Annotated in this window: 28 protein-coding genes and 2 pseudogenes; 7 read left to right on the forward strand and 23 right to left on the reverse strand. The window is 33.8% G+C overall.

Features of this window, described 5'->3' with window-relative positions; genetic code table 11:
• Positions 1-334: 334 nt before the first annotated feature.
• Positions 335-511 (forward strand): hypothetical protein, encoded by a 177-nt coding sequence (locus BG04_RS30665; protein ID WP_155276299.1) that lies wholly within the window; start codon positions 335-337, stop codon positions 509-511.
• Between the two features lie 418 nt (positions 512-929).
• On the opposite strand, the gene BG04_RS31870 is transcribed toward BG04_RS30665, so the two are convergent.
• The 7 genes and pseudogenes from BG04_RS31870 to BG04_RS24210 all read right to left on the reverse strand — a co-directional run bounded on the left by BG04_RS31870 (position 930) and on the right by BG04_RS24210 (position 7,394).
• The gene (locus BG04_RS31870; protein ID WP_230586611.1) at positions 930-1,187 is read right to left on the reverse strand and encodes a L,D-transpeptidase; all 258 of its coding nucleotides are present in this window, start codon (positions 1,185-1,187) and stop codon (positions 930-932) included.
• Positions 1,167-1,870, reverse strand: a pseudogene (locus tag BG04_RS30050) (DUF3991 domain-containing protein); the annotation flags it as partial. The gene BG04_RS31870 and the pseudogene BG04_RS30050, both read right to left, overlap by 21 nt.
• A gap of 352 nt (positions 1,871-2,222) precedes the next feature.
• On the reverse strand, positions 2,223-2,744 hold the full coding sequence (locus BG04_RS24190; protein WP_034651787.1) for a DinB family protein: 522 nt from the start codon (positions 2,742-2,744) through the stop codon (positions 2,223-2,225).
• 319 nt (positions 2,745-3,063) lie between these two features.
• A pseudogene (locus BG04_RS24195) lies at positions 3,064-3,706 on the reverse strand (hypothetical protein).
• A gap of 107 nt (positions 3,707-3,813) precedes the next feature.
• The gene (locus BG04_RS24200; RefSeq protein ID WP_034651784.1) at positions 3,814-4,932 is read right to left on the reverse strand and encodes a GerAB/ArcD/ProY family transporter; all 1,119 of its coding nucleotides are present in this window, start codon (positions 4,930-4,932) and stop codon (positions 3,814-3,816) included.
• 234 nt (positions 4,933-5,166) lie between these two features.
• A complete protein-coding gene (locus BG04_RS24205; RefSeq protein ID WP_034651782.1) occupies positions 5,167-6,444 on the reverse strand; it encodes an MFS transporter in 1,278 nt (425 codons plus the stop codon).
• A 23-nt stretch (positions 6,445-6,467) separates the two neighbouring features.
• Positions 6,468-7,394 (reverse strand): bifunctional helix-turn-helix transcriptional regulator/GNAT family N-acetyltransferase, encoded by a 927-nt coding sequence (locus tag BG04_RS24210; RefSeq protein ID WP_034651780.1) that lies wholly within the window; start codon positions 7,392-7,394, stop codon positions 6,468-6,470.
• A 298-nt stretch (positions 7,395-7,692) separates the two neighbouring features.
• On the opposite strand from BG04_RS24210, the gene BG04_RS24215 reads away from it, so the two are divergent.
• Positions 7,693-8,163 (forward strand): DinB family protein, encoded by a 471-nt coding sequence (locus tag BG04_RS24215; protein WP_034655141.1) that lies wholly within the window; start codon positions 7,693-7,695, stop codon positions 8,161-8,163.
• A 79-nt stretch (positions 8,164-8,242) separates the two neighbouring features.
• Here BG04_RS24215 and BG04_RS24220 read toward each other — a convergent pair whose 3' ends face one another.
• Together BG04_RS24220 and BG04_RS24225 are read right to left on the reverse strand one after the other, a co-directional pair.
• Positions 8,243-9,154: a DMT family transporter gene (locus tag BG04_RS24220; protein WP_034651778.1), complete on the reverse strand. Its 912-nt coding sequence runs from the start codon at positions 9,152-9,154 to the stop codon at positions 8,243-8,245.
• Positions 9,144-9,542 (reverse strand): MerR family transcriptional regulator, encoded by a 399-nt coding sequence (locus tag BG04_RS24225; RefSeq protein ID WP_034651776.1) that lies wholly within the window; start codon positions 9,540-9,542, stop codon positions 9,144-9,146. The genes BG04_RS24220 and BG04_RS24225 overlap by 11 nt, the downstream gene beginning before the upstream one ends.
• A 352-nt stretch (positions 9,543-9,894) precedes the next feature.
• Here BG04_RS24225 and BG04_RS24230 point away from each other — a divergent pair, with 352 nt between their 5' ends.
• Positions 9,895-10,095 carry a cold-shock protein gene (locus tag BG04_RS24230; protein ID WP_013083582.1) on the forward strand — a complete coding sequence of 67 codons (201 nt, stop codon included), beginning with the start codon at positions 9,895-9,897 and terminating at the stop codon, positions 10,093-10,095.
• Between the two features lie 86 nt (positions 10,096-10,181).
• Here BG04_RS24230 and BG04_RS31140 read toward each other — a convergent pair whose 3' ends face one another.
• From BG04_RS31140 to BG04_RS24240, 3 genes are all read right to left on the reverse strand, one after another.
• Positions 10,182-10,352 (reverse strand): hypothetical protein, encoded by a 171-nt coding sequence (locus tag BG04_RS31140; protein ID WP_165351722.1) that lies wholly within the window; start codon positions 10,350-10,352, stop codon positions 10,182-10,184.
• A gap of 223 nt (positions 10,353-10,575) precedes the next feature.
• Entirely contained in the window at positions 10,576-11,976 is a 1,401-nt protein-coding gene (gene cshA / locus BG04_RS24235; protein WP_275955774.1) for a degradosome RNA helicase CshA, read from the reverse strand.
• A gap of 541 nt (positions 11,977-12,517) precedes the next feature.
• Complete coding sequence (locus BG04_RS24240) at positions 12,518-13,525, reverse strand: DUF3231 family protein (protein WP_034651771.1); 1,008 nt, start codon at positions 13,523-13,525, stop codon at positions 12,518-12,520.
• A gap of 349 nt (positions 13,526-13,874) precedes the next feature.
• Between BG04_RS24240 and BG04_RS24245 the strand changes: the two genes are divergently transcribed.
• Positions 13,875-14,357, forward strand: a complete 483-nt coding sequence (locus tag BG04_RS24245; protein ID WP_034651768.1) for a hypothetical protein — start codon at positions 13,875-13,877, stop codon at positions 14,355-14,357.
• A 763-nt stretch (positions 14,358-15,120) separates the two neighbouring features.
• On the opposite strand, the gene BG04_RS24250 is transcribed toward BG04_RS24245, so the two are convergent.
• Entirely contained in the window at positions 15,121-15,957 is an 837-nt protein-coding gene (locus BG04_RS24250; RefSeq protein WP_034651766.1) for an STAS domain-containing protein, read from the reverse strand.
• A 231-nt stretch (positions 15,958-16,188) separates the two neighbouring features.
• Entirely contained in the window at positions 16,189-16,500 is a 312-nt protein-coding gene (locus BG04_RS24255; protein ID WP_051975593.1) for a hypothetical protein, read from the reverse strand.
• Positions 16,501-16,814: 314 nt separating this feature from the next.
• On the opposite strand from BG04_RS24255, the gene BG04_RS24260 reads away from it, so the two are divergent.
• On the forward strand, positions 16,815-17,054 hold the full coding sequence (locus BG04_RS24260; protein ID WP_034651763.1) for a hypothetical protein: 240 nt from the start codon (positions 16,815-16,817) through the stop codon (positions 17,052-17,054).
• A 51-nt stretch (positions 17,055-17,105) separates the two neighbouring features.
• On the opposite strand, the gene sinI is transcribed toward BG04_RS24260, so the two are convergent.
• The 5 genes from sinI to BG04_RS24280 all read right to left on the reverse strand — a co-directional run bounded on the left by sinI (position 17,106) and on the right by BG04_RS24280 (position 20,619).
• Complete coding sequence (sinI, locus tag BG04_RS30055) at positions 17,106-17,237, reverse strand: DNA-binding anti-repressor SinI (protein ID WP_080743106.1); 132 nt, start codon at positions 17,235-17,237, stop codon at positions 17,106-17,108.
• Positions 17,238-17,617: 380 nt separating this feature from the next.
• Complete coding sequence (locus BG04_RS24265) at positions 17,618-18,331, reverse strand: hypothetical protein (RefSeq protein ID WP_034651760.1); 714 nt, start codon at positions 18,329-18,331, stop codon at positions 17,618-17,620.
• 214 nt (positions 18,332-18,545) lie between these two features.
• Positions 18,546-18,932, reverse strand: a complete 387-nt coding sequence (locus BG04_RS24270; protein WP_034651757.1) for a VOC family protein — start codon at positions 18,930-18,932, stop codon at positions 18,546-18,548.
• A 120-nt stretch (positions 18,933-19,052) separates the two neighbouring features.
• Entirely contained in the window at positions 19,053-19,706 is a 654-nt protein-coding gene (locus tag BG04_RS24275) for a Vat family streptogramin A O-acetyltransferase (protein ID WP_034651755.1), read from the reverse strand.
• 16 nt (positions 19,707-19,722) lie between these two features.
• The gene (locus BG04_RS24280; RefSeq protein WP_034651754.1) at positions 19,723-20,619 is read right to left on the reverse strand and encodes a Vgb family protein; all 897 of its coding nucleotides are present in this window, start codon (positions 20,617-20,619) and stop codon (positions 19,723-19,725) included.
• Positions 20,620-20,857: 238 nt separating this feature from the next.
• Between BG04_RS24280 and BG04_RS24285 the strand changes: the two genes are divergently transcribed.
• On the forward strand, positions 20,858-21,094 hold the full coding sequence (locus BG04_RS24285) for a hypothetical protein (protein ID WP_034651753.1): 237 nt from the start codon (positions 20,858-20,860) through the stop codon (positions 21,092-21,094).
• 355 nt (positions 21,095-21,449) lie between these two features.
• Here BG04_RS24285 and BG04_RS24290 read toward each other — a convergent pair whose 3' ends face one another.
• Complete coding sequence (locus tag BG04_RS24290) at positions 21,450-21,749, reverse strand: hypothetical protein (protein ID WP_034651751.1); 300 nt, start codon at positions 21,747-21,749, stop codon at positions 21,450-21,452.
• Positions 21,750-21,919: 170 nt separating this feature from the next.
• Positions 21,920-22,132, reverse strand: a complete 213-nt coding sequence (locus BG04_RS30060; protein WP_328117781.1) for a hypothetical protein — start codon at positions 22,130-22,132, stop codon at positions 21,920-21,922.
• 120 nt (positions 22,133-22,252) lie between these two features.
• On the opposite strand from BG04_RS30060, the gene BG04_RS24300 reads away from it, so the two are divergent.
• Positions 22,253-22,918 carry a right-handed parallel beta-helix repeat-containing protein gene (locus tag BG04_RS24300; RefSeq protein ID WP_034651745.1) on the forward strand — a complete coding sequence of 222 codons (666 nt, stop codon included), beginning with the start codon at positions 22,253-22,255 and terminating at the stop codon, positions 22,916-22,918.
• A gap of 757 nt (positions 22,919-23,675) precedes the next feature.
• Here BG04_RS24300 and BG04_RS24310 read toward each other — a convergent pair.
• Entirely contained in the window at positions 23,676-24,188 is a 513-nt protein-coding gene (locus tag BG04_RS24310; protein WP_034651738.1) for a DUF3231 family protein, read from the reverse strand.
• Positions 24,189-24,489: 301 nt separating this feature from the next.
• Positions 24,490-24,759 (reverse strand): WGxxGxxG family protein, encoded by a 270-nt coding sequence (locus BG04_RS24315; RefSeq protein WP_034651735.1) that lies wholly within the window; start codon positions 24,757-24,759, stop codon positions 24,490-24,492.
• Between the last annotated feature and the right edge of the window lie 652 nt (positions 24,760-25,411).

The following is a 25,411-nucleotide window of genomic DNA, read 5'->3' on the forward strand; positions in this document are numbered from 1 at the left end:
ACTACCTTAAAAAAACTAATTGAACAATTAAATCTGGTAGTTTTTTCTGTTTTTAGGCTGTATATCGTATACATTGGTAGTTAACATAATACCTCTTTCAGTACACATTAAAGAAGAGAACCCTACTGGCAGTAGCGTTAACCCCTACAAAAAAATTTCCTATATGAGAAAAGTATGATAAAAATAGCTTATTTCATAAATCAGATATTTATGAGCTCTACTAAAAGCAACCTAAATAATTGTGGTTGCTCTTTTTTTGCCTATATTATTTCCTCATAATCCCTCTTATTTTCTTCAAAACATATTCAAATAATACAACTGGGAGGTGATTTTTATGCCAGAACGCGGTCCAACACATGAAAATAATAATCATAGTAGTAGTTATGATACTAATGGTGGAAATATCCAACCATTAGATGTACCGAAATCAAATAGTAAAAAGATTCCTGCTAATAATGATGGTCTAACTGGAAAAGTAAATGCAAACCTAGGCTATCATCCTGAAAGATAACATAAAAAAACCGTCCTACACAAGTAAGGCGGTCTTTCATAGATTCATTCTATCTTTTTTAGAGATTGTAGCAGCGTGTAATAAAAAAGGGAGCAACCACGAAAAAACCACGCTACAGAAGTAAGGTGGTTCTCCGATAAGTTTTATCCTATACAAAAACTATATCTATAGTGTTTCTTTTTAATTTGTATATTATACCATTTAGCAAAAAAAGAGCGATTCTAAAGTTACTCTTTCTCTCAGTAAAAACTAACACAAAATGTGTGTATTGGTGCTTAAGAATTGTTAAATAAAGTATACGTTTATGGGCTAATAGGCTTTTATTTTATAGAACTTCCAAGTATTTAAGGCCTTGTTAAAGAAAAGAACAAAAAGATCCAACAAATTTAAAGTTTTCCGACTTTTGAAAGTTATTACATTAATTGTTTTTTAGCTTGTAACCTTTAAATTTATATCCATATACATTTGTAAGATCCACCAAGCTTTTATAAGAATACGTAATGGCAACCGGTGTGCCTACTTGAACTTTATCATAAAGCTTTTCAATATCTGCATTATGCATTCTCACCCAACCTTGACTCACGTATTTGCCAATGCTGCTTTCATTGTTATTACCATGAACACCATATGTATCACCACACGTACCATTTGCACTTCCTTCTTTTCGAGCCTTGATATAAGATTGAGCAACAGTTTTAGGTTTTAAGCCATTCATACTAATAAGGCGTGTATTCTGCAAACTATTCTCTTGTATACTCCAATAAGAAAGAAGATCGATTGGGCTTTCAAAGAAATGAATCTTATTTGGGCGACCAACATCAACTGAAAAGCCTGTATGTGGGTTATCGTTCGTTAATACTTTTTAATAAGAACCTCGTTTATTTTTTATCGAAGCTGTTCCTTGTCGATCTACCCCAATGACTTTTCCTTTGCCTTCTTGTTCACGCCATTTAAACACCACATTGTTTCGTTTGTCCTGGGCAATTAAATCTTTTTGAAGGAGCCAGTCAACTAATCGAGGATCTATTTTACGTTCTTTTATGAGATAGTCTTTTACTTTGCTTTGACCCTTTACTTCTAACTCTTTTGGATAGCGAAAAGGCTCTTTTGATGGTGAAACCGACAGTTGCTCATGCGACTGAGAAAGCTCTTTATAATCGCCTTTGGTGATATCTAATACGGCTTGTGGAAACGACATCCTATAATACATTCGAGCGAAACTAATCGCTCCATGTCCTGTTTCATTCCGGCTGTTCCAAGCGTACATATTTCCTTTGATGAGTAAGCCAAATACTTTCCTTCTTTTACAAAGGTTTTGCCTTCCAGATACGACAACAAATCAACATCTCGCACTTTCATGATTTCCCCCTCATTGACGTGTTTTCGTTCTCCCACCTAATCCCTCCTCACTTCACCATATGAAAAAAGAGAGCTTTTCAGTTCCCTCGTTCTTTTACAATTTTTTTCATTTTTTAGCGTTCTATTTCTTTCGTTTCTTTCCGTTTTTTTTGAAGAGTTTGCTCCATTATTCCATGCGGAAAATTTGGTGAATACATTTTGCAGCTTTTCACCACTAGTATTAGCCCATATTGCATAAGAAAAAGCAGAGGATACTGTAACCTCTACTTTTTTGCATTTAATTTTATTAAGTTACATGTAGATAGTGGATAAAGCTTGTTAATTTTGAAGAAGAAACCTTTAACTAGCTCCTTTATTCTCTACCTGAAGCAACTGATCCATATTCCTTATCAGGTAGAGCAATTATATCTGTATGTTTAGGTATATGACCCAATAAACGTAACATGGCTACAATTTGCCCCTTATGGTGGAACTCATGTGTAATTGTATGCATGAGTAATTGTCGAGGTGTCTTTCTTATACTACCAACCTCTGGTCTCCAAACAAGTTCTCTCTCAATAATGTCATCGAAGTTATCACTAAATTGTTCGAATAAAGCATCTACATATGCATCTGCTTGGTCAAAGTAAAGTTGAATATCACTTATCTGCATAGTATTGATTACTTCTTTTGTTAAAAGAGGCGATTTTGCTTGTAAAAGAACAAAAGCGCCAAGCCAAGCATGGTAGCAACCTGCAATATGAATCAAAGAATCTCTTACACTCTGAGAACCAAATCCTAGTTCTTTTGTAAAATCATCATCATTTAACTCCTTACATTGTGCTAATAAGATTTGACGTGTTTGCTTTACCCATTCGTACTCTTGTTTTTCCATACTCTCTACTCCTTTATTTGAATATTCCCACTTATATTATATATGTTCATTTTACAGCAAATAAGAAAAACCAACACTAATAGAAATTTAGAGAATGGATGTACTTGTCTTTTTTTCTTTTAAAATAGGTTTCTCTTTTTCTAGGATTCTTTCGCCAAATAATGCCATCTATCATACCCTCCTTGTAACTTTTAAATAATCTCTACTCAAAATATTAGTACCACTTACAAATAATCAAAAAGAAAGAGCACGTTTCGAAAAATATAAACGAAAACATGCTCTTAATTAAATAAAGTAAGGATTTAAATAAAATAAGGATTTAAATAAAATATGGATCATTTAAATCATTATTATTAATCACTACATCTGCGCTTAATTGTGGTTGATGTTCATTTAAATAGATTTTTGACGCTGCATGATACCTTTTAATAAACATTTTCTCGGCTTTTTCATAGCTTCCAAAGGTTTGCTCTTCTCGTTTGGCCCCTCTTTTCCTAGCTAATTCAAAGTCGTACTAACGAATATTTTAAAATCATATAGGTTGCATAATTGCTTTTTAAAGAGAAAAGTTCCATCTACAATTAAAATCATATCCTCAGTTGCTAGTTGAATAGTGGGTTTAACATATTGATCTGTCGCTAAATCTAAAGAAGCTGCTTGATAATGACCGTTACCCTTAGGTCCTGTCCTAAGGGAATTAAAAGCTTATGCTTAAATGATTCATAATCATGGGCATCTTGGTAATAGCCAAAAGCTGACTCTTTTCCCTGACGGTAACGAATAGATCTCGAGTTATGAAAATGATCTACACTTGTTCTAATCACATTCTTTCCCCTATTTTGAAGTTCCTCAGTGAGTTCATTAGCAAGTGTTGTCTTTCCTGAGGATGTAATTCCACTAATTCCTACTCGTATAGGGTGTCTTGTCTTTAAGTCCAATACTTCATTAGCTAATTCAGAAATAAGTTATTCTATACATATTTAGTTAACATAATACCTCTTTCCAGTAATCAAAAAAGCCCTTGGAATTTGTTTAAATTCGATGGTCTTGGAATATAGCATAGTCGTTATTATATTACATTTGGTTTCGATCTATCTTTTTTCCTCAAACCATTACGAATCATGGAAACTAAAAACATTAACAAGGGTATAAGCAGATGAAAACCCATGAAATAATAGTGCAAAATATCATGACCTTCCTCTAAATGTTCTGAAAAACTGGAGGCCATGGTCATGGATAAAAAGATGACAATTCCCCCGATTGGTAAAAGAATTTGTTGACGATTGTTTAACTTGAATAAATCCACTATTCCGATGACGGCCCCATACAAAAAGATAGAGACTTTAAAAAACACCGTAAGCAACATCGTAAACACAACAACCGCATCAAGTCTTTCTATAAAATCTAAAAGGTTCACCTTTCCAATGGTTACTAACGTTGGAAAAACCGATCTCTTTGTTACATCAACACTAAGAACAGCAATATTTAAGCTTGCTGTCCAACTTAAGATCAGACCACTTGAAACGATGGCAGATAGCCATACTCTTTTCACTAATTTAGGTCTGTTTAAATGAGGAAGCAACATCGTAAAGGCAATCATTTCACCAAAAGGAAAAAAGAAAACGTCTCGAAAAGCCACCTTTAAAGGTAGTTTCCATCCATTTTCAAGAAAGGGCTGCAACTTATGAAAATCAGCATTCCCTGAAATAAAAATAAAGAAGTTTCCTGCCATCCCCAAGAACAGCAAGACAACAATAAATACTTCTGCTGTTCTTCCTAACACTTCAATACCTAAATAAAGAACATAACATATTACAAGAACCAGTGAGAAATTGACAGCTAATAATGGGGTCTCTGTCAATGTTGATGAGACTAGTAAATCGCCAAAGTCACGTGCATTTCTAGCAGACATATACAAAAAAATTAGGACGTATAACAAACCAATGATCCATCCTAAATATTTACCAAATATTTTCCTTGCATATCCAGTAAGAGGGAGAGTTGAATATTGACGGAATAAAGAGTAATAGATGAAAAATAAAACCATCCCCATGCACATCCCCAAAAGGATAGCAAGCCAAGCATCTTTTTGTGCGTTTATTCCATAAGCTACGATTAATGCAGTTCCTAGGTTGAAAATAAACATCATGGCAAATAATTGAATAACACTAACTTTGGCTTTCTCCATTGTTTAAGGTATCCTCCTCTTTATCAATTACGTGGATGAGTATGTATATGTTTATTAAGTGAGTGCTGCTAAAATACATTTAGTCTATTTATTCATCCTATCCTACTTTCTATTTTTAATACTTTTAAGGGGTGAGAAATGCATACTATATGCAACGTTAGTTTACATAAACATTCTTATAGGTAGTTATAACAAATAAAAAAGGTAAGCCATTAACTAAGGCTTACCTTTCTATTAACCATGTAGTTGTTCGTGAGTATCTATTTTTTCCTTTTGCAAAATCTTATGAGGTTCAGGCAGTAACAAGTTTAAAATAGCTGCTCCTGCTAAGATCATAATTGAAAGATAAAAAGAAATATTATAACTACCTGTTTCGTTATAAAATAAACCTGGTAAATAGGCGCCCAATGCTGATCCTATTTGATGGCTAAGGAATAACCACCCTAAAATAAAACCAATGGAGTATTCTTTAAAATATTGGGTAGCTAGTAATTGAGTTGGAGCTACTGTTGCAAAGTCAACTAATCCAAATAATACTGCAAAAATAAGCAACAATGCAGAATTATGACTGTACAAGAGAATACAAATAGATATCGCCCTCATTCCATATAAAAGGAATAACATTTTGCGACTACTCCAGCGATCAGCCACAACACCAGATAGTAAGATACCTATAATATTAAACCCAGCAAGTATACTTACGGCAGCACTAGTAACACTTGTTGAAAATCCGTGATCATGTGAAAAAGGAATAAGATGCGTATCCATTAATCCTGTAGTAGTGAAACCACAAATAGCAAAAGGTAAGATTAAAAACCAAAACTCTCTTTTTAGAAAGACATTCCATATTGAAGAGGTTGTGTTTAAAGCTTTTTTTTCGACTGTACCTTTACCTTCTTCTACGATTTCGCCTCCAATAGGAACTAAACCCTTCTCATTAGGATGATTCCGTAAAAATAAAAGGACGATAGGAAAGACAATAATCACTAAAAAAGCGCCTAATATCACAACTGTCATTTTCCAATTAAGCCAATGAATTAACATGAGAGATCCTGGGACAAGAAGCATTTGTCCAGCACCAAAACCAGCTTCCATAATTCCAAACGCAAGTCCACGTTTTTCGTTAAACCAATTGGTCACAACCACTGTTGCGGCCACATTGGAGGCTCCTCCCACGCCGAGAGAAACCATAATTCCGTAAAGAAAGAATAATTGCCAGGGATGAGTTACAAAAGATGTGAGAAAAATACTTATACCTACTAGAAAAGTGCTAAAGGATAAAATGAACCGAGCACCCAATTTATCTACAAGCCTTCCAACGAGTGGTTGAGACAGCCCATAAGTGATAAAACTCAATGTTGAAATAAGAGAAATGGTTCCTCTATCCATTGAGAAATCTGTTTCCCAAGGCTCAACAAAAGCTCCAAATGAAAGACGAACACCTTGAACAGCTAAAAAGGTCAAAAATGTAACAAAAACAATAATCCAAGCGTAATGAAATGTTCTTTTCATATATTCTCCTCAACTAAAAGTGATTATTTTTCCCTCAGCTCTAAATCCCAGCGTTCTTCTATTAAAGTAGCTCCCCACAAGGATTTTTTCTCTTGCACTTCCTTTATTTCAAACCCAAATTTTTCATATAGTAGTCTAGCTGTCACCATATCACTAACGGTCCAAAGAAAAAGGCGTTCATAATCAAGTTCTTTACAGTATTGAACTAGAGAGTTAATAAGTTGACTCCCTATTCCTTTTTTGTGAAATGACGGATTTACTAAGAACCATCTTAACTGTCCTACCTTATTGCCATCATTCACTAAGCCAATACAGCCTGCAAACTCGCGATTTATTTCTGCTATCCAGATTCTTTCTATATCAGCATTAAAGGTCTCCTGAAGATATGATAAAAAGCTGTTATCCCATTTATGTACTTGATTATAAAATAGCCATTGTTGTTCAATCATGTTGTTAATATCATCAGAGGTATAATAGCTTCTAACAGAAACAGCTTCTTCGCCTTTTTCTTTAAATGACGTAGAAAGAATTTCTTGTATGGTATTCATTGAGGCTACAAGCTTTTGTTGTTGATCATGGTCCAAGCTTCCAAGAATATATTCTACTTGCTGATTAGCTTTTTTCTCCAATTCTTTATAAATCAATTCCCCATAACTGGTTACATATAAAAGATGATTACGTCCATCGTCTTTACACTTTTGCTTATAAATCAATTTTTCTTTTTCGAATTTTTTGATAATTCTACTTACATAACCGCCATCTAAGTCTAATCTTTCTTGAATGTTTTTAGCTGTACAATTATTAGTGTTATAAATTTCAAATAGAATACGAGTTTCTGTTAAAGAAAACGGACTGTCATAGATATGTTCATTTAAAAAGCCCAAAATATCTGTGTAAAACCGGTTGAACTTCCTAAATTCAAGGCCACAATTACTCTGTACATTGATCATTTTTACACCTCTTTTAAATAATATAAACGTAATTATTTACCAATTCTAACCTTAACACTTGCCTAAGTCAACTATTTTCCTTAGATTCTATTCTTTTAACAAAGGAATACGATATACAAACTTACCCAACTTAATTAGAAAAGGGTAATCTATTAATAAAGTATAAGTGACAAGAATAGGTAAGTTATGTTAACTGGGCGCGAATATTTTGAAGCACTAGAGGTAACTAAATTCTATTCTTCTCTCCCCCATAGGTGGTATAATATGGATGATTGTATTAGTGAAAGGGGAGAAAGAGATGAACAAACTTGTATTCAAGCAATTTGAAATTGGAAGAGAGTACTTCCTCAAAATCATAGGAGCTGTTTCGGAGGATCAAACTGATGTGCAGCCAGATGGTTTTAACAACACAATTCATTGGCATACAGGTCACGTTTTGACAGTTACTGAACAAACTATGTTTGGTTTTCCTCATGCAACAACCCATCTTCCAGCAAACTATATGGAATTGTTCGGAAATGGTACGAAACCAGCCGATTGGACAGGGGATGTACCTACTGTGGAGGAGCTCAAGATCCAACTAAAAGACCAATTGGCTCGTATTCAGCAAATTCCTGCTGAACAGCTAAACAATAACTTGGAAAAGCCATTTCTGGGATGTAAAACCTTTGGAGAGCTGGCGGGTGTTACACTGATGCACGAAGCAACTCATATGGGCCAAATTCAGGCAATGAAGCGAATAATTGAACATGTGGGTGTAAAAAATTGAATTTTTAAAAATGATATAACAAAGTTATCGGAAGTAATAAAGCCTATATATTTTTTATATAGGCTTTAGCAGTTCATCGTTATATTGAAGCCGAAACTTTTTGTTTTCTTCTCAAGTTTAAGAAGCCAGAAGCTGTTAAAACGCCCAAAATAACTAACCACGTACCTATTACTTGAGGTAAGGTAATAAGTGTACCAGTTAAAATAGAAAGGATCATAGTAACGACTGGAACTAAATTAAAAAATAAAGATGTATTACTTGCACCAATCGTAGCCATTCCTTTATTCCACCATAGATAGCCTAATACACTTGTAAATAGAGCCATAAAGAGAATAGCTCCCCAAGCTGACCATGTAACGTGAGACAAGGGCTGAGGGCTTGGTGAAAAAGCTGTTAAGATGACAAGGCAAAGAGAACCCACAATCATTGTATAAGTAGTTGTCTCCATTGAAGAACTACCATTCAAATATTTTCTCCCTAATACACCATATAAGGCCCAACATAAGTTCCCTGCTAATATTAGTAAATCACCTTTAGAAATAGACAGTGTTTGAATAATTTCTAATGAACCTTGCGTAAGGACAAGAATAACGCCTACTAAGGCAAAAGATATACCCAGCATCTGTTGTTTTGTAATAGGATTTTTTAAAATAAAATAAGCAAAAAGTGCAGTTACTAGAGGGTTAGTTCCCATGATGAGAGCTCCGTTTAAAGGTGAAGTGTATTGCATTCCTAAAAAGAAAAAGGCATTGAACCCAAAAATTCCTATGATGCCAAGTAAGATATACATTTTCCAATGGATCTTAAGGGTTTTTGACTTTATTTGTTTTTGCAATCCTAATATCAGAACCATAACAAGTGCAGCAATCCCAAACCGCCATGCGGCAGCACTTGCAGGCGAGAAATAGTGAACAGCATATTTAGCCAAATTGAACGTAGCACCTGTGAAGATAGCAAAACCTATTAACATAAGGTATATTCTACTTTTCATCTTTCAAATCTCCAATCATTGTTTCATACGTCTCTAATTTCTCTTTTGTCAGATTCATAACTGTTTCAATCTCTTGTTTTTGCCTTTCTAGAAGAAGTAAGTGTTTGTTTAAAATATCCGCCCTTGTTTGAACCTTTTTTAATTGAATGGCAGCAGAGTCGATGTTTTCTAGGAGACATCCATCCTTTAAAAATTCCTGGATATCCTCTAAAGACATCCCTGTTTGTTTTAACATTTTCATAAATTTGAGAAGGCGAATTTCACCTTCTGTATATCTTCTTTTTCCACCTTTTCTTAATGGTGAAGACAATAACCCAATCTTTTCATAATACCGTAACGTATGAGTTGTAAACCCTGTTTTCATAGCAACTTCGGATATACTATACATTTCCATTTCCTCCTTTCTTTACATGTTACAACTTAGAGTTAGCTCTAAGTCAACGATTAATTTGTAAAAAAAGCCCAGATTTTTTCTGATCCTCTTAGTTTAATTACCATAATGTGACTTCTAGGCACCAAAAAAGGCTTTTTTTAGAACCTTTTTTAGTAATTAGGTATAGCCTCAAAGGTGATAATATCTTCAATTTCATACTCAATATATAAAATCTCAAGATTAATGAGTGAACATTAGAAAGAGCAAATTAATTTAAATTTAAAGTGCCTTTATTCGGATAATATAATAAATAAACTAGGTTTAATTATAATCTGGTTTATTTTCTATATTGTAGGAGGCAACAAAAATGGAACACGGTAAAGTGAAATGGTTTAATGCTGACAAAGGTTTCGGATTTATCGAGCGTGAAGGTGGAGAAGATGTGTTTGTTCATTTCTCAGCTATTCAAGGGGAAGGTTTTAAATCCTTAGATGAAGGTCAAGAAGTGACTTTTGATATCGAACAAGGGCAACGTGGCCCACAAGCGACAAATGTACGTAAAGCATAAAAAACCATCCTAAAAACAGACTCTACCTTCAGAGTCTGTTTTTATTTTAAAAGTCCTTTTTACCAGAACTCATTCAATAGTAATTGTTATTCATGTTTCATTAATTCTTCTTCAAAGAAAAAAGTACCAGGATATTTATCGACTGTATAAGAGTATCTTTTCATGTTTTTTACATAATGACTTTTTAAAATTGTCACTAATTCATTAGATTCTCTTATAGCTACTACTTCTCCATTAGTAAATATACTTTGGCTCATATCTTCATCCCTCTAATACCAGAAATAATAAAGTTTTTACTTTCAATTTCCTTAGAGATAATTGAAATCTCCTAAGGTTCTTTATTTTTGCCGAGTTCTTTTGTATGGTATTTTTTAGTTCTTCACAATCATAAGGATTAAAGGTTAGTGGTTTTTGACACCTTGCAGTGTGATAAATCTCGATACCTGCTAGTAAAGCATACCGTTTTCAAACAACAAGAGATTATTTTCTATAATTTTTTTTACGGCCCACTGTCTCTTTTCTACCTCTACCTCTCTTACGTTCTGGTCTTACCTTTTTATTACGAAGTGGTGCCACTTCAGTCAATTGGACAGGAGCCATATTCGATTCTTTTGTTAAGAGCTTTAAAGTAGCTGACAATAGGGTAACAGAATCCATCTCTTCTAATAACTTTTCCGCCATAGGTTTATATTCCCCAAACTCACCCTTTTCGATGGCGGTCAAAACGCGGTGAATGACTGCTTCCTGATGTCCAGCCATTACTTCACTAGAAGTGGGTGGTGATTGTCTAGACATTTTTGTTTTCGTGACATCTTCAATCACTTTTAAGTGATGACGTTCTCTCGGAGTTATAAATGTAACGGCCAATCCCTTAGTACCTGCCCGTCCTGTTCGACCAATACGATGAACATAGCTTTCAGGATCCTGAGGAATATCAAAATTGTAGACATGGCTGACACCTGTAATATCAAGTCCTCTTGCTGCAACGTCGGTTGCGACCATAATCTCAATGGTATGCTCTTTGAATTGACGAATGACATCGGCCCGTTTTGATTGGGTAAGGTCTCCGTGAATGCCTTCTGCTGCATATCCACGTTTTTTTAGCCCTTCGGCAAGTTCATCCACACGTTTTTTCGTACGTCCAAATACAATAGCCAGGTCTGGTGATTGAAGATCTACCAGATTGCAAAGAACATCAAACTTTCGATTTTCTGGAATTTCTACATACTGTTGCTCAATATTCTTTACTGTTAACTGCTTCGCTTTTACCTGCACGAGTTCAGGAGTGTTCATAAATTTCTGTGCTAAACTTTGTACTTGCTTGGACATGGTTGCCGAAAATAGTAAAGTTTGATGGGGAGAAGAGATGCCACCAAGAATCGTTTGGATATCTTCAATAAAACCCATGTTTAACATTTCATCTGCCTCATCCAGAACAGCCGTACGAATATGATTTAAACGAATGGTTCTTCTTTTCATATGGTCCATAAGACGTCCAGGAGTTGCTGAGATAATATGAGGCCTTTTCTTAAGGGCCTTGATTTGACGATTAATGTCCTGCCCCCCATAAATAGGTAATGTTTTAACTCCTTTTACCTGTCCAATTCGATTTAACTCTTCAGCTACTTGAATCGCCAGTTCACGCGTCGGCGCTAGCACAATCCCCTGAATTGCTTCTTCAGAAAGCTCAACTCGTTCTATAAGGGGGATACCAAAAGCTGTTGTCTTGCCAGTACCTGTTTGAGCTTGACCAATTAGATCTTTACCCGTCATAGCTATAGGAATAGCTTCAGCTTGAATTGGTGTAGCCTCTTCAAAACCCAAATTATGAATGGCCTTTTCAATGTTCTTACTTAAATGAAAATCAGAAAACTTTTTCAAGGGTTTCATGCTCCTTTTCTTATTTAATTCAGAAACGATAAAAGTACTCTTCAAATAGAGATGTTGCTTATTCATTTCTGCGTAGTGTAAATCAATGTTATTATCAATGGAAGTCCTGTTCTAACGTATCTGTACAAGACCAATTCATGCCTTATTTTATCCACGCTTACGTGTATTTATAATTTCTTATATGACCTACAGAGAAAGAAAAGGCAGCCAATATAATATTAGCTACTTTTCCTATTTATAACTTCAGTTTTCGTTAAAATCCTTGCTAATATAATAAGTATAAGAAGCACTAATTTGATATTTTTTCTTACATGAATTTTTCTACTCTGAGCAAACTACTCAAGATGCTGAGAAGTATCTCCAATCTATAATCTCATTAACCTATAGAAAAACTTCTTATAGAAATAGGGAGTTTTTCTGCTTTTCAATTTGTATATGTTATAAATCTGTAGTTGACATAATAACAATATCGGAAATGAAAATATTTGGGTATTTTACTGCTAAGCACTATTCTTAGAATTTATTTTGTAGTTCATATGTTGGCTAATTTGTCACGATCTTCAGAAAGTGGGGGCTCCTCTAACCAGCCATTACTTATCATAATCGTTGCACCATCTTCCGCATATTTAGCAATTTCTGCAGATAAACGAACATAATGGACAGATAAATCCTTTCTTGTGCTTGTTGCCATCGCTGTACCATAAAAGCCTACACTAAGACCAATCAAAGCTGTAGTCATAAACATCATTAATTTGTCTGAAAAAGGAGCAATTTTTGAATTTGTTACCTCGTTATCCCAAGACATAGGTGCCGGCAAATCATTATCTTTTAACACAGAACCAAATACCTCTGTATGTTTAAACGCAATCTCTTTTCCACGCACCATAAACTTTCCTACTTCCTTGGACTGAGCGACTTGACTGAAGCCTATCATTACGGCTTTCCCCAAAGCATTTCTTTGCAAGTTTAAAAAGAGGTGTGTAATTTCAATTGCTGATAAAGGCCTTTTGTCACCGAACCAACCAGACATAAACTTTTGGTCCTTAACAAAGCTTACTTCTTGAGATGGGTTTAGGTATGGAGAACGAATGAATAAACCTTTTGATAACAATAAATTTTTAGTTGCACTATCGAACTCACTGAGTTCAAGGATACATTCAGAAAAGTATGCATCTATATCTGAACGTACAGATACTGTCTTCGCAACAGCATAAAAATTAAGAGCCATTGCCCCCATACTATAGCTGAAATATAACATAAAGCTATCTGAAAACAATTTTGGAGCAGAAGTATTTACGTCATCTTTTACTACAAACCCTTGTGGTACAGGGAATTTTTCTTTATGGAAAATGGTAGTTAGTTTTTGTAAATGCTTTTCCGTTAATTCTAAACCCTTAGCTAGAATTGATTGTACCTGAGTATCTCCTACCACTTTTGAAAAATAGGTAAATAAGCAGTGACACATGCTACTATTCATGTAAGATGACCACAGTTGAGCAATCTCTGAAGCACTCAATTTAACATTATGTTCGGTTTCCATTTACTTATCTCCTCACAGATTTAATCTTTTTTTAGTATGTGAAATCAATCTATAAGTATTCTTAAAATGCTCACTTTCATTTTCTAGAAGAGAGATTTTCTACTCCCTCAGATATCTTTTTTTATTTGAATGAGATTTTATTTTGTGGGCAAATTACAAAAAACGTCAGTTAACTACTACCACTCAAAAAAAGTTATGCTTTACTGTACAGAGGTAATCTTTTTCTTTCCTTTATGAAAAACTCATTCTATATTCAAATTGTAACTTTTCTCATAAAAAACATTAGCCTAAAGATAATTTTACATTCAATAATATACGGTATTCCAGGCCAAAAAGGAAAATACAGGATATGATAGGACTTATTATTGCTATTATTGCATTTAATTTTATTGCATTTACTACAAATAAAAGATTAACAGGAAATCAAATTTTTCATATTTGGATGTTTACCATTGCCTTTCAACATATGTTTGATGTTTTTATCGATTTGAAGTATCACGCCTACTGGTATTTTACAAAACATGCTGATTGGAAGGGAATCCTTGTCCATACTGTACTGCTTCCACCTGTTAACATGATGTTTCTTAATTGGTACCCCTTTAAGAAGCCAATTATGAAAAAAATTTGCTATCTAACCTTTTGGTTAGTAGGTATTTTACTTTATGAAATGATTACACTACTTCAGGAACCCTGGGGGTACTTTCACTATGGCTGGTGGAATTTAGGTTATTCAGCTATTATTGATCCTATGCTCCTACTCATTATGTTAGGGTGTTATAAGTGGATATGTAAGTTGGAAAGAAAGTTATTAGTATGTAAGAAGGCAAAATAAGATTCTATTATATGTACTAAATAAAATATAAAATTAAGTTATTAAGAAGTACTACAACAAGCTTATTTTCAATATGGCCACATTGAAATTGTTGATTCAGCCGCAAAGGGGAAAATATGGGGTAAAACACCCGTTGTTTTTTTAAAAAGCCGTGCACAAGATTGAAAATTGACCTTACTATATAGGCAATATCTTTGAAGGAAATCCGCAAAAATCATTAGGGGAATTGTTATGCGTGCAAAACTGGAAAGCCCAAATATGTATGGATGTTTAAAGTGACTGGATAATTTCATACCCATGAGCACAAGTGAGACTGCTGCTATGTAAAAGAACAGTGCCTAAAAGAGGACAAAAACAATGGGGATCTCTTCTGGAACTTTGAGATGAAGACTCAAAAATATCACCATTTTTTTCTAGCCAAAAAACATTCCGCGAGAACAATTAGCTTGACAATTAATGAAGAAGGTATTGAGGTCATGCTAGCTATGCGGTGGTTAAACAAGCAATAGAAACTCAAAAAAGCTAGAAGTTTAAATTTTTCCTTTTTTTAAATGAGCTGATTTATAGTGATGTATTATATACGAAATTAGTTTCATGATGTGCATTATCAGTACTATAGAAAAACACCCCTAGAATTATAACTCTAGGGGTATCTTAGTAACAATTACTTAGATAGAATAAACTTTATTTATTTTTTCAAAACGATTGTATTTTCACAAACTCACTTGTATCTACACGTATAGAGAAAATGCCTCAATTCCTCCTATAGCCGGTTCTGTTCTAGATATTCTTTTAATGTTTGCTGTAATGTCCCTTTTGCTTCTGCCTTGTCCTCAAAGGAAATTCCTGAGTGAATCATGGTCCTAACTAGGTCAGCACGTAAACCTGTGAGAATGGCTTGACTTCCCATCATTGAAATGCCGGTTAATATTTTTTGGAAATGGTCAATAACATGCATCTCCATGTTAGCAATTCCAGACAGGTCTATAATTAATGTTTGAATCTTTAAATCTGAGATGCCCATCAACACTTTCTCCTCAATCGTTTGGATACGATTGAGGTCAATCATGCCGATCAACGGTAATACAGCTACAGATTGGCTAAGTGGTATAATGGGTACCGAAAGATTTTCGACTAAGTCCCTTTGAGAGGCAATTAGTTCATCTTTATACTTGGAATAACTAATGAGAAAAGTGTTAAGAAATTGATCAATCCGATCATTAATTCGCTTCTCTAAGGCATAAAATTCTTCACGGCTATTAAATTGTTTATTTATTCGATCATATTGATAGAGAAAATGCCATAATGTTCGCCTAATGGCCTGTACCCATTCTAGTTTGAAAGCAAGAGTTAAGGCGTGCTCTGCCCAAGCTACCCCTTCTTGTTGAGCGAAGGCAACGAGTTGTTCTTCTTTTTGTTCTACAACATATAGAGACAACTTTTGAGCATTCTTCAAAAGATCAATATTGCCAGTTTCTAAAATGTCGTTAATTTTAGAGGCTACGTTAACCGCCTCAGATAAGAGTTTATCTTGAAAATTCTGTTTGTTGTCACTAATAAAATCGGTCATTTTCTCTCTCTGATTATAAATAGTTTCCATTTTTTATACACCCCTTATTTGTTCATTGATTACCGTTATCCTTAGTTAGTATCCCTAAATGAATGATTATCAATTTTTATTTTCAGTCTTTGTATATAAACGAACGTCTTCCTTCTTTGTACTAACGCCAATTAGATATGTTTTTAGATAAAAACCAACAGAGCTTTTATAATGAATCTTTAAAACTGGATATATCCATGATCTTACTCATTTTTTCAACATGATAAGAGGTTAATTAAGGTCATGTTCGCTAACTGATACCCATTTAGAGAGTTCATCAAAAATGTTCTGAACTTGTTCTTTATTTAACGTATTAACATTCTCCCATGCACTAGAAATATAAGTCTCTAGATAGTTTGGATAGGAAATGGATTCAGTAAGAAGGGCTTTATAAAACAAAGGCTTACCACCTTTATCTACTTCACCTTTATACCTATAGTTTTCAAATGTCCAACCCTCTTTTGTTTTTTTAAACTGATACAGGTCCTTATGTCCCCACTGAGGGCTATAAATTCGCATTTTGAATCTAGATGCACTACTCAATTTTAGATACCTCCTACCTCCTCAAAATATAATTTTAAATAAGACCCTTTATATTTTTACCCTCAAAACATGTATTTCAAATCCACCTTTTATGCCATATATATCCTTAGTTTCCACCTATGTTACGTCTCTCATATAACATCTAATCTCCATGAAAAATTACATTCTTTTGTTTTTTTACAAATTTATTTCATTTTTGAAATCTTTATTTCAATTATGGGAGGTAATAACTTATAAATATACCCTATGTTAAAATAGATTAAACTTTAATTTGCAATATTTCTTTAAATAGTGAAAAGGGGGCTCAGTGATAGATGACAATAATTAAAATTAAAGAGATGTTAGAAACTTTATTACAGTATGAAGATAGTGAAATTATTCATACCATTTATAGTGTACATAATACCTTTTCCCTTAGCTATTCTAAAGAACTAAAGACCTTTCAATTGAGGAATGTTGAAACGGGTGAGATTGAACGTTTTACAGATGTGGAGACTACATCTATAGCTCTGTATAAAATAATAAGTACTGGGGGAAAAAAGGTCACTGAGTAATAAACTATCTTTAAGGTTTAGATAATGAACTTTTTTAAAAAAGAGACTACATCATTTAGAAATAGGCTCTTTTAGATTTGAATATATAAATTCTTTTATTTCTACAATTGAAAGACCTAATTGATAAGCTTCCTTCATAAGACTAATCCATTCCTGGTCAAGCTTATTCTCTTCTTCTAGCACACCTTCCTCCAACCTTCTTCATTCAGATTTATTAGATTTCAAAATTTAACAACAATACATTAGAAATTGATACTATTTATTCAACATATTTCTTCTTATTTCCTGTAATGTAAGTCTCCTTATATAATTAATTAAGACTTAATGTAGAAAAAAGTAAATTTAAGGAATTATTATTAAGACTTTGAGCAGACTAAACAAGACACTGTGATAGAGTCATTTACGACTACAATTCAACGAATAGGAGAAGGCCATCTCTTTTGACTGGGAAGAGGTGGTCTTTTTCTTCTTTTAAATTGTATAGAATGTTCATTCTTAGTTAACGTAATCACCATTATAAGAACCAAAAAAGCCCTCCTATAAGAGGGCTTTTTTCTATATCTTTATTTATTAAAATATGTAGTAGCACTTACACTGAATGTTTTTACTTTATCTAACTCTTTTTGAGGGATTTCTTGAGAAGATAAATCAAATGAGCTAGAATCTCCTGGTTTTAAACTGTCTTTTGACTCACCAAATGCTGTACCTATAAATTCATGGTTCTTACCATACATTCCAGCGCCTATCATCGTATATTCTGTAAATTTTTTTGTATTATTTCTAACTGTGCCAACTGCATAAATTGTTTCATCATCTTGTATATCTTTGTTAATTTTTACAGAGTTTTTATTTACTTCTAATTTTAATACATCATTTGCAGGCTTTACGTTAGGCAGCGTCATTTTAACATCATAATTCTTAAACTTAGTAAGATCAGTAAGAGCTTCTGCTGAAATATATGCCTTCTCACCTGGTTTTAAAATATACGGAGCTACTCGAACTGAGGCTTCAATATTATTTTTATCGACTTGATCTTTTTTGTTGATATAATTTATCTTCAAGTCATTAATGTTTAGAGTTTTTTTACTTTCATTTTTGATAATCGCAGAATAAGTAAATTTACCATCATACTTATACGACTTTTCTTCTACTACTTTAATGTCTTGTTTCTTTTCTTCGTTCTGTTTTTCCTTTGTGCTATCACTCATATTATCATTTGTACATCCGGCTACTGCCATGACAATTAATAGCATCCCTACTAAAATCCTTAATTTCACTTTTATTCCTCCATATAACTATTATTGGTCCAAATTCCATTATAATGCTTTTATAGGGATATCCAACAATTAAATTCTTTGCTTAAGAATAAATCTATTCCTTATAAGGATAGATATCTAGTTACCATAATGTACCATATCGGTAATAGCACAAATAACTCCGTTCGAATAAATCGAAACAGAGCTACAATGAGTATAAAAATTTCCTGATTAATTACAGCATTTTATATATTTCAATAAGATTATTATCTGGATCCCGAAAATGTGCAATACGTGATCTCCATTCTTTACGATCGTGTGGTTCAGTAACAAATTCAATCCCATTTTTTCTCAGATAATCATAGGTCTTATCAACGTCTTCTACTTCAAATTGAAGCAAAAAATTTGATGTGGATTCTCCATCTGAAGACTTGTTTTCCTTTCCAATTACTTCTGTCATGGCCTTCTGAGATAAAAGCTCAATTTTCGTTTCCCCATTATTGAAAAGTGCATACTCCATTTCTTCTTCATACCAACTTATTGGAATTCTGAGTAAATCTTTATAGAATTCAACACTTTTTTTAAAATCCTTAACTAATAGCCTAATTTGTAGCAGCTTCAATTCAATCTCCTCCTCATGGTATAATTCTCTCTATTTATCAAAAGACCTTCGTGTTTTTTCATTCGTGTATCCTACACATTTTTAGTTAACCTAATAGAAATTATATATAATTGTCCTTTCTTAATTGTAATTTTTCAATTTTTCTAGCTTGTCTATGTCTCCATTAACTATTACATCAATATGTGCAGAAATAATATCGATAGTTAAATCCCACCATTTAATTTCTAATAATTTATTAATAATTTGTTTTGGGAAACGTTCTTTGATTTTCTGTGCAGGATTTCCTCCAACAATCGTGTAGGGTTCCACATCCTTTGTAATAACTGACTTGGCTGCTACAATGGCACCGTCACCTATATTAATTCCGGGCGTAATCACCGTGTCCATTCCAATCCAGACATCATTTCCAATTATCGTATCTCCCTTAAACGGCAATTGATCTAGCGTTGGGGTATGTTTTTCCCAACCTTGCCCAAAGATATTGAACGGATAAGCTGAGAAGCCATCCATCCTATGATTCGCTCCATTCATAATAAATGTTACGCCGCGGGCGATAGCACAAAACTTCCCTATAACAAGTCGATCACCAAAGAACTCATAATGATACAATACTTGATCCTCAAAGGAATCTCCCTTTATTGCATCGTAATAAGAATAATCACCTACAATAATATTTGGCCTAGTAATTGTATTTTTTATGAATTGTACAACATCATTTCCTTTAATCGGATATTTCTCTGTAGGATCTGGGCCGTTTGTTTTATTCGATTCCATAAATATTCACTGCCTCTCATGGATTTTGGACAAAACTCAATCGACCTAACTTATTACATTCCTCTGCGAACCATAAGGCATGATCAGATCCGACTGCAATACCATGTGGTTCCGCATTTTTTGTAGGTATAGGATATTCCGTAATTTTCCCATTCACTGTAATACGCCCTATTTGATTGCTTCCCCATTCAGTAAACCATAAAGCACCATCGGGACCTGTTACAATTGCATGTGGACGAGCATTCGGGGTAGGAATAGCATACTCATTTATAACTCCGGAAGTGGTAATTCTACCAATCTTATTGCCGTTAATTTCTACAAACCAAAGTGCCTCATCCGGCCCATTCGTAATCCCTACAGGCCCAGCTTGTGCTGTAGGTAACTGATAGGTAGTTACTTCTCCTTCTAACGTAATACGCCCTATTTGATTACTTTGATTTAGAGTAAACCATAAAGCATGATCAGAACCTGCCACAATAAAAGAAGGGTAGGAAGCAGGGTGCGGTAGGTCATACTCGATTGTTTCGCCTGATGGTAAAATTCGTCCTATTCTATTTCCATTCATTTCTGTGAACCAAATGTCTCCGTGATGCCCTTCAGTTATTCCAAAAGGTGCTGAATCTGGGTTTGGTAGGACATATTCCATAATCTCTCCTGTTATTGTTAGTTTTCCAATTTTATTAGCTTTATTTTCCGTAAACCAAATGTCACCCTGAGTCGTAGAAATAATGGATAGTGCCCCAGCATTAATAGTAGGGATATTAAAATGCTCCACCTTACCCTTTATAGTCATTCGCCCAATTCGATTGGTTTTGTGTTGAGTAAACCAAAGTGCGCCGTCTCTTCCTGAAGTAATCCCATAAGGTCCTGAATCTGCATGGGGCAATTCGTATTCTTTAATTTTTACATTCAAATAAATTCCTCCTTTTCTTTATATAAAATCTTTTTAGTAATTCGTTATAAGATAATTAGATTCCTCTCAAAGAAGTCTTTTATAAGACGAGCAAAGTTAGTTAATATAATAGAGCTCTCCGGAAGACATGTAAAAGAAAACCCTTTGGCGTAGAAGGATTTTACCTTTGTAAGTTCAAGTAAGATAGTAATAGTGACTTATAAAGTAATTGAAGGGTGCAGAAATGGAGGGAAGTAAGTTGCCTAACAGGGAGTATCCATACTATTTTATAAAGGTAGGTACATTATATTACGTATATCATTCGTATAAGAACGTAAAAAAGAAAGAGGTATCCAGTTACGAATTTACTAATGATGAATCGTTAGCATTTCCCATTGATGAAGAGTCTGCTAAACAATTGGCGGATGAATGTGGAGGTCAAATTGTAATAAAGAATGCTACGTTTAATGATTATATTAGCCAAGGAGAAAGATGAAGTCATTTTATAGATAGTAAAAAGAAGGACATATGGAGAATCTGTATCATTAATTGAATGATAAAACCTTTTAACTACTATTTATTTTGAAGAAAAACTTCTTATTTGTCGCCATTAAGTGTAAATACTAAAATCTTAACAATACATAAAATGATTTAATATTTACTTAACTTAAGAAAAGGTTTTAAAAAGGTTATCTTCTAAAAACAGATTCGGTCAAATTATTTATTTTTAAAGTTATATGTATATGAATCTACAAATCTGGCCAGACTAATAACGTATTCCCCCTATTCCGATAAATTTGAAAACCCTTTGCCTATATGAGCGAAGGGTTCTTTTTTTATGTAAATATTTATCAAGGCGCAAACCCTTGAAAACTGACAGCGAGATAGATACCAAACGAAAGAGCATATAAGGAAACAAAATGTAATGTTAAAAAAGGGATTTTCTGTTTACCTTTGATAAAGAAAGAATAAATAAACCCGAGTATTGTAACTAAAATTAAAATAGGCACAATAATCTTAATCACAGTACCAAAAATATTTGCTGTAACAACTGATAAAAGAAAAAATGCAATTATAACTATATATAAAGTTATCGATATGACTAAAGAGGCTATTGATACCTTTAAAGCATCTTTAAAGAATTTCTCCATCTAATTTCCTCCTATTTTTAGCAACACATATTCATTATAATATACAGTATAAAAGGAAATAAATACCTTTTTTCTTGGAGCATGTTATATTTCTAGGTAGCAGAAGAAACCTATAGAAAATTCTATAGGTTTCTTTAACTATCTGGGCTAATAAGTTAGCTTAAATATAATTATTTACCATTATGTTGATTAGGATTATACATTCCATTTTGAACTATATAATATTCTATCACTTGGTCTAACCATTTTTCTTCTTCCTCTGTATAAGGAGAGGCCATCATACTTTGAAAATCTCCTATTTCCTCATTCTCTAATTTTCCAAAGGCATGCATAGCCTCCTCACCAACGTATTTAAGAGATGCCTGCAAATGCTTATTTGCCAACTCTTGTACTTCTGGATCATGAACTGGTTTTCCAACTAACCTTTTCACTTCTCTCGATAAATCAATAAATTCTTTTCTTAATACTATAATATAAGATTGTTTGAAAGTGAGGTGATTAATATGGCTAGTGAAATTATCGTGAGCCCTGGCCCTGGAAACCCAATTCAAGATGCTATTAACGCAGCAAGTGATTATGATACTATCCGTGTATTACCAGGTATGTATACAGGACCTATTGTTATTGATAAAATGATTCAATTACTAGGAACTCAAGCCGGTATTGATGCTAGAACAAGATCTGGTACACCTAGCATAGAATCGATCATAACTGGTACAAGTGGCGTTGGCCTTGTTCAATTGACAGCAAACAATGTAGTAGTTGATGGATTTACCATTCAGGGTAACACTGCTGGAGCTGGAGCATTCTCTCCTGCAACCTTTTCTGGTTATTGGTTTTTTAATAATATTGTACAAAATAATGTTATTGGTTACTATGCAAATTCCAATGGAGTAACTGAAACACAAATTAGACAAAATCTTTTTAATAATAACAATCAACCTGGCGCTGCAACTGGAAATGGAATCTATTCTGATCAGGGAATTCAAAATATTTTGATTGATAGTAACCGTTTTACCGGGCCACATGCCAATGCATCTATCAATATGATTGGTCCGACGGCCACCGATATTGTTATTACAAGAAATGAAGTTCTCACAGATAACTCCATAGCTTTATTCGATACCACCAATGTTGAAATAGCTTGTAATACTGTAACAAACACGTAAGGGAGCTCTATTTTCTTTGGAGGCGGAACTGACCGAACTGAAATTTACAACCATATCCTACAAAACAGTATTTCTAATGGAATCAGTGTTCAGGACATTGGATTTGGTTCTAATAGCAATATCCGTGCAAAGAATAACAATATACAAGGCAATAATATTGCAGGACTTAATATCGGGACAGGAGCATATGTTGTATCGCCAAGAGATTTAGATGCTACCAACAACTGGTGGGGTTCTCCAGACGGGCCTTCCGGAGACGGACCAGGTTCCGGTGATGCTATTCTATTAAACGGAAACCCACCGACCATAATTGAATTTACTCCCTTTTTATTAGCTCCACCTATCCCATGTTCATCCGATATTACATGTCAACAAGCACTTGCTGCTGCTCAACAACAAATTGCTACTTTACAACAGGCACTTTTTATTTGTCAACATGAATTTGAATTATGTAGAGAAAAAATAGATTGTTGTTGCGATTGCTGTTGCAAATGTGATTATGATTGTGATTAATTTTAAAAAATAAAGCTTATATAAATAAATCTTTTGAGCAAACTACTCAAGACGCCAGAAGGCATCAAAGTATGTATAGCACATATTGATAACCAGAAAAATCACTGACGGAAACAGTGGTTTTTCGCTTTTTTAGGCTGTATACGGTATTCATTTTTACTTAATATAATGGATTTTATCGGAAATAAAAAGGTATCCCTATTTGCTAAGAGACACCTTACTGTATTTTATAGAAAGCTAATCATTAACAATCAGTTTTTTTAGACTTATGAAGAGGAGGTGGAATTAACCAACCTTTTTCTTTATTAAGTCTTAAGAACTTTCCACCAAGAGCTACTTTTTGCATATGAATTTGTGCAAACATGGCTGCAATATCTTCACGAATAGATTGTCCAATCAATTGACTACACGTAACTAGACCAGCAGCTATATTCATTGAAATTGCTGCAGCTACTTCTGGGTCTTGAACACGTGCACCCACTGGGATATCATCTAAACAAGCTTCAGGTCGTTCAGGTGGGGTTGGCGGTAAGCCTACTCCATTTTCTTTTAACAATGTTTCAATGCTTTTTATTTCTTGCTGGCACTGTTCGATTGTCTCTTGTACCAATTTATGTAGATCCTTGTCACCTACATGATTTAGAAATGTTTGATAGCCAGACACTAACCCTTTTGAGGTAGAAACATACGACCACGTTCCAAATACCTCCCCATAATGCATCGGTTCATCTGTAGGATTTCCACTTAAAATACCCATTGTTATCCTCCTTACAAAATTCATGATAGTGTGCCACCTTCCTTGCTATGCACATGTTTAACGTCTCCAAATTTTGTTTTATTATTCTTCTACTTCTATCGAAAAATTAATTAATCAAAGAATATAATTCCATATTTCAAGCAAACTAACCAAGATGTTTAAAAGGGCATCGTCCACTATATCCTTGTTATTAAACCCAAAAAAACTACCCTATAGGTAGTTTTTTTGGAATTGTTGGAGAGATTATAAATTGTGGCTCTCATCACAGCTATTTATCTCTACTCATTCAAAAAAATAGATATTAACGAACTTTTTCTTCACGATCATCTCTTCTTTTAAGACCAAAAAGACCAACTAGTCCTAATAATCCAAGCAATTCCCAAGGTGAATCATTATTATCATCCGTATCAGTTGCTGTAGTGACATTTCGAGTGTTTACGTCATTATTATAATTTAAGTCATCATTATAATTTGCTCTATCTACGTTATTATTTTCAGCATTAACAGGTAAGCCGAAAGTCATCATAGCTAAAGCTAACGTACATAATAAAACAGAACATTTCTTTTTCATTGTATTCCCTCCTTTCTTTATTAAATAAAGTCCCCCCATCACGAAATCCTATTCTGTAATGACATTAAGCTTATAGACTGTATCTAAAAATTTCATGTCACAAGAGTACAGTAATGAGTAAAATTTCATATTTTAAGCAAACTACTCAAGATGCAATGAGGCATCACTCATGAAACCCAATTACGTAACGGAAAAAACCTATCTCTTTTGACTGGAAAGAGATAGGTTTTTCTGTTTTTCTAATGAATTATGTATACAACCTTAGTAAACATATAACATTTTTTCGGAACTCCTATTAAAAGTAATTTATACTCAGTTCTTATACAGACGGATAATTAATAGTATTTTGAGCAAACTAGCTATATGTAGAATTTCTAAAGGAAATCCACCTCTGACAAATCAGGTGGTTTTTTCGTTTTGATACATACATTATTGATAACTTGAGCAAACTACTCAAGATGTATAAAATCATCACGACTAACTTCTAATTGCGTCACGAAAAAAGCTATTGGTCCCTGATGAGCCAGTAGTTTTTTTCTGTTTTCAATAAGAATTACCAAAACGAAAACACCCTGACTATATTTTAAATAGTCAGGGTGCTTTCCCTCTACTTTTGAAGGTTTAGTCCCAAAAGAAGATTAGCTTTTCCGAG

This window comes from Priestia megaterium NBRC 15308 = ATCC 14581 (assembly GCF_000832985.1).
Classification (GTDB): domain Bacteria; phylum Bacillota; class Bacilli; order Bacillales; family Bacillaceae_H; genus Priestia; species Priestia megaterium.

Bases quoted from the DNA above. Each gene is read 5' to 3' on its own strand.
- BG04_RS30665 (WP_155276299.1), top strand. From the start codon at position 335: ATGCCAGAACGCGGTCCAACACATGAAAATAATAATCATAGTAGTAGT.
- BG04_RS24190 (WP_034651787.1), bottom strand. From the start codon at position 2,744: ATGGAAAAACAAGAGTACGAATGGGTAAAGCAAACACGTCAAATCTTA.
- BG04_RS24200 (WP_034651784.1), bottom strand. From the start codon at position 4,932: ATGGAGAAAGCCAAAGTTAGTGTTATTCAATTATTTGCCATGATGTTT.
- BG04_RS24205 (WP_034651782.1), bottom strand. From the start codon at position 6,444: ATGAAAAGAACATTTCATTACGCTTGGATTATTGTTTTTGTTACATTT.
- BG04_RS24210 (WP_034651780.1), bottom strand. From the start codon at position 7,394: ATGATCAATGTACAGAGTAATTGTGGCCTTGAATTTAGGAAGTTCAAC.
- BG04_RS24215 (WP_034655141.1), top strand. From the start codon at position 7,693: ATGAACAAACTTGTATTCAAGCAATTTGAAATTGGAAGAGAGTACTTC.
- BG04_RS24220 (WP_034651778.1), bottom strand. From the start codon at position 9,154: ATGAAAAGTAGAATATACCTTATGTTAATAGGTTTTGCTATCTTCACA.
- BG04_RS24225 (WP_034651776.1), bottom strand. From the start codon at position 9,542: ATGTATAGTATATCCGAAGTTGCTATGAAAACAGGGTTTACAACTCAT.
- BG04_RS24230 (WP_013083582.1), top strand. From the start codon at position 9,895: ATGGAACACGGTAAAGTGAAATGGTTTAATGCTGACAAAGGTTTCGGA.
- BG04_RS31140 (WP_165351722.1), bottom strand. From the start codon at position 10,352: ATGAGCCAAAGTATATTTACTAATGGAGAAGTAGTAGCTATAAGAGAA.
- BG04_RS24240 (WP_034651771.1), bottom strand. From the start codon at position 13,525: ATGGAAACCGAACATAATGTTAAATTGAGTGCTTCAGAGATTGCTCAA.
- BG04_RS24245 (WP_034651768.1), top strand. From the start codon at position 13,875: ATGATAGGACTTATTATTGCTATTATTGCATTTAATTTTATTGCATTT.
- BG04_RS24250 (WP_034651766.1), bottom strand. From the start codon at position 15,957: ATGGAAACTATTTATAATCAGAGAGAGAAAATGACCGATTTTATTAGT.
- BG04_RS24260 (WP_034651763.1), top strand. From the start codon at position 16,815: ATGACAATAATTAAAATTAAAGAGATGTTAGAAACTTTATTACAGTAT.
- BG04_RS24275 (WP_034651755.1), bottom strand. From the start codon at position 19,706: ATGGAATCGAATAAAACAAACGGCCCAGATCCTACAGAGAAATATCCG.
- BG04_RS24290 (WP_034651751.1), bottom strand. From the start codon at position 21,749: ATGGAGAAATTCTTTAAAGATGCTTTAAAGGTATCAATAGCCTCTTTA.
- BG04_RS24300 (WP_034651745.1), top strand. From the start codon at position 22,253: ATGGCTAGTGAAATTATCGTGAGCCCTGGCCCTGGAAACCCAATTCAA.
- BG04_RS24310 (WP_034651738.1), bottom strand. From the start codon at position 24,188: ATGGGTATTTTAAGTGGAAATCCTACAGATGAACCGATGCATTATGGG.
- BG04_RS24315 (WP_034651735.1), bottom strand. From the start codon at position 24,759: ATGAAAAAGAAATGTTCTGTTTTATTATGTACGTTAGCTTTAGCTATG.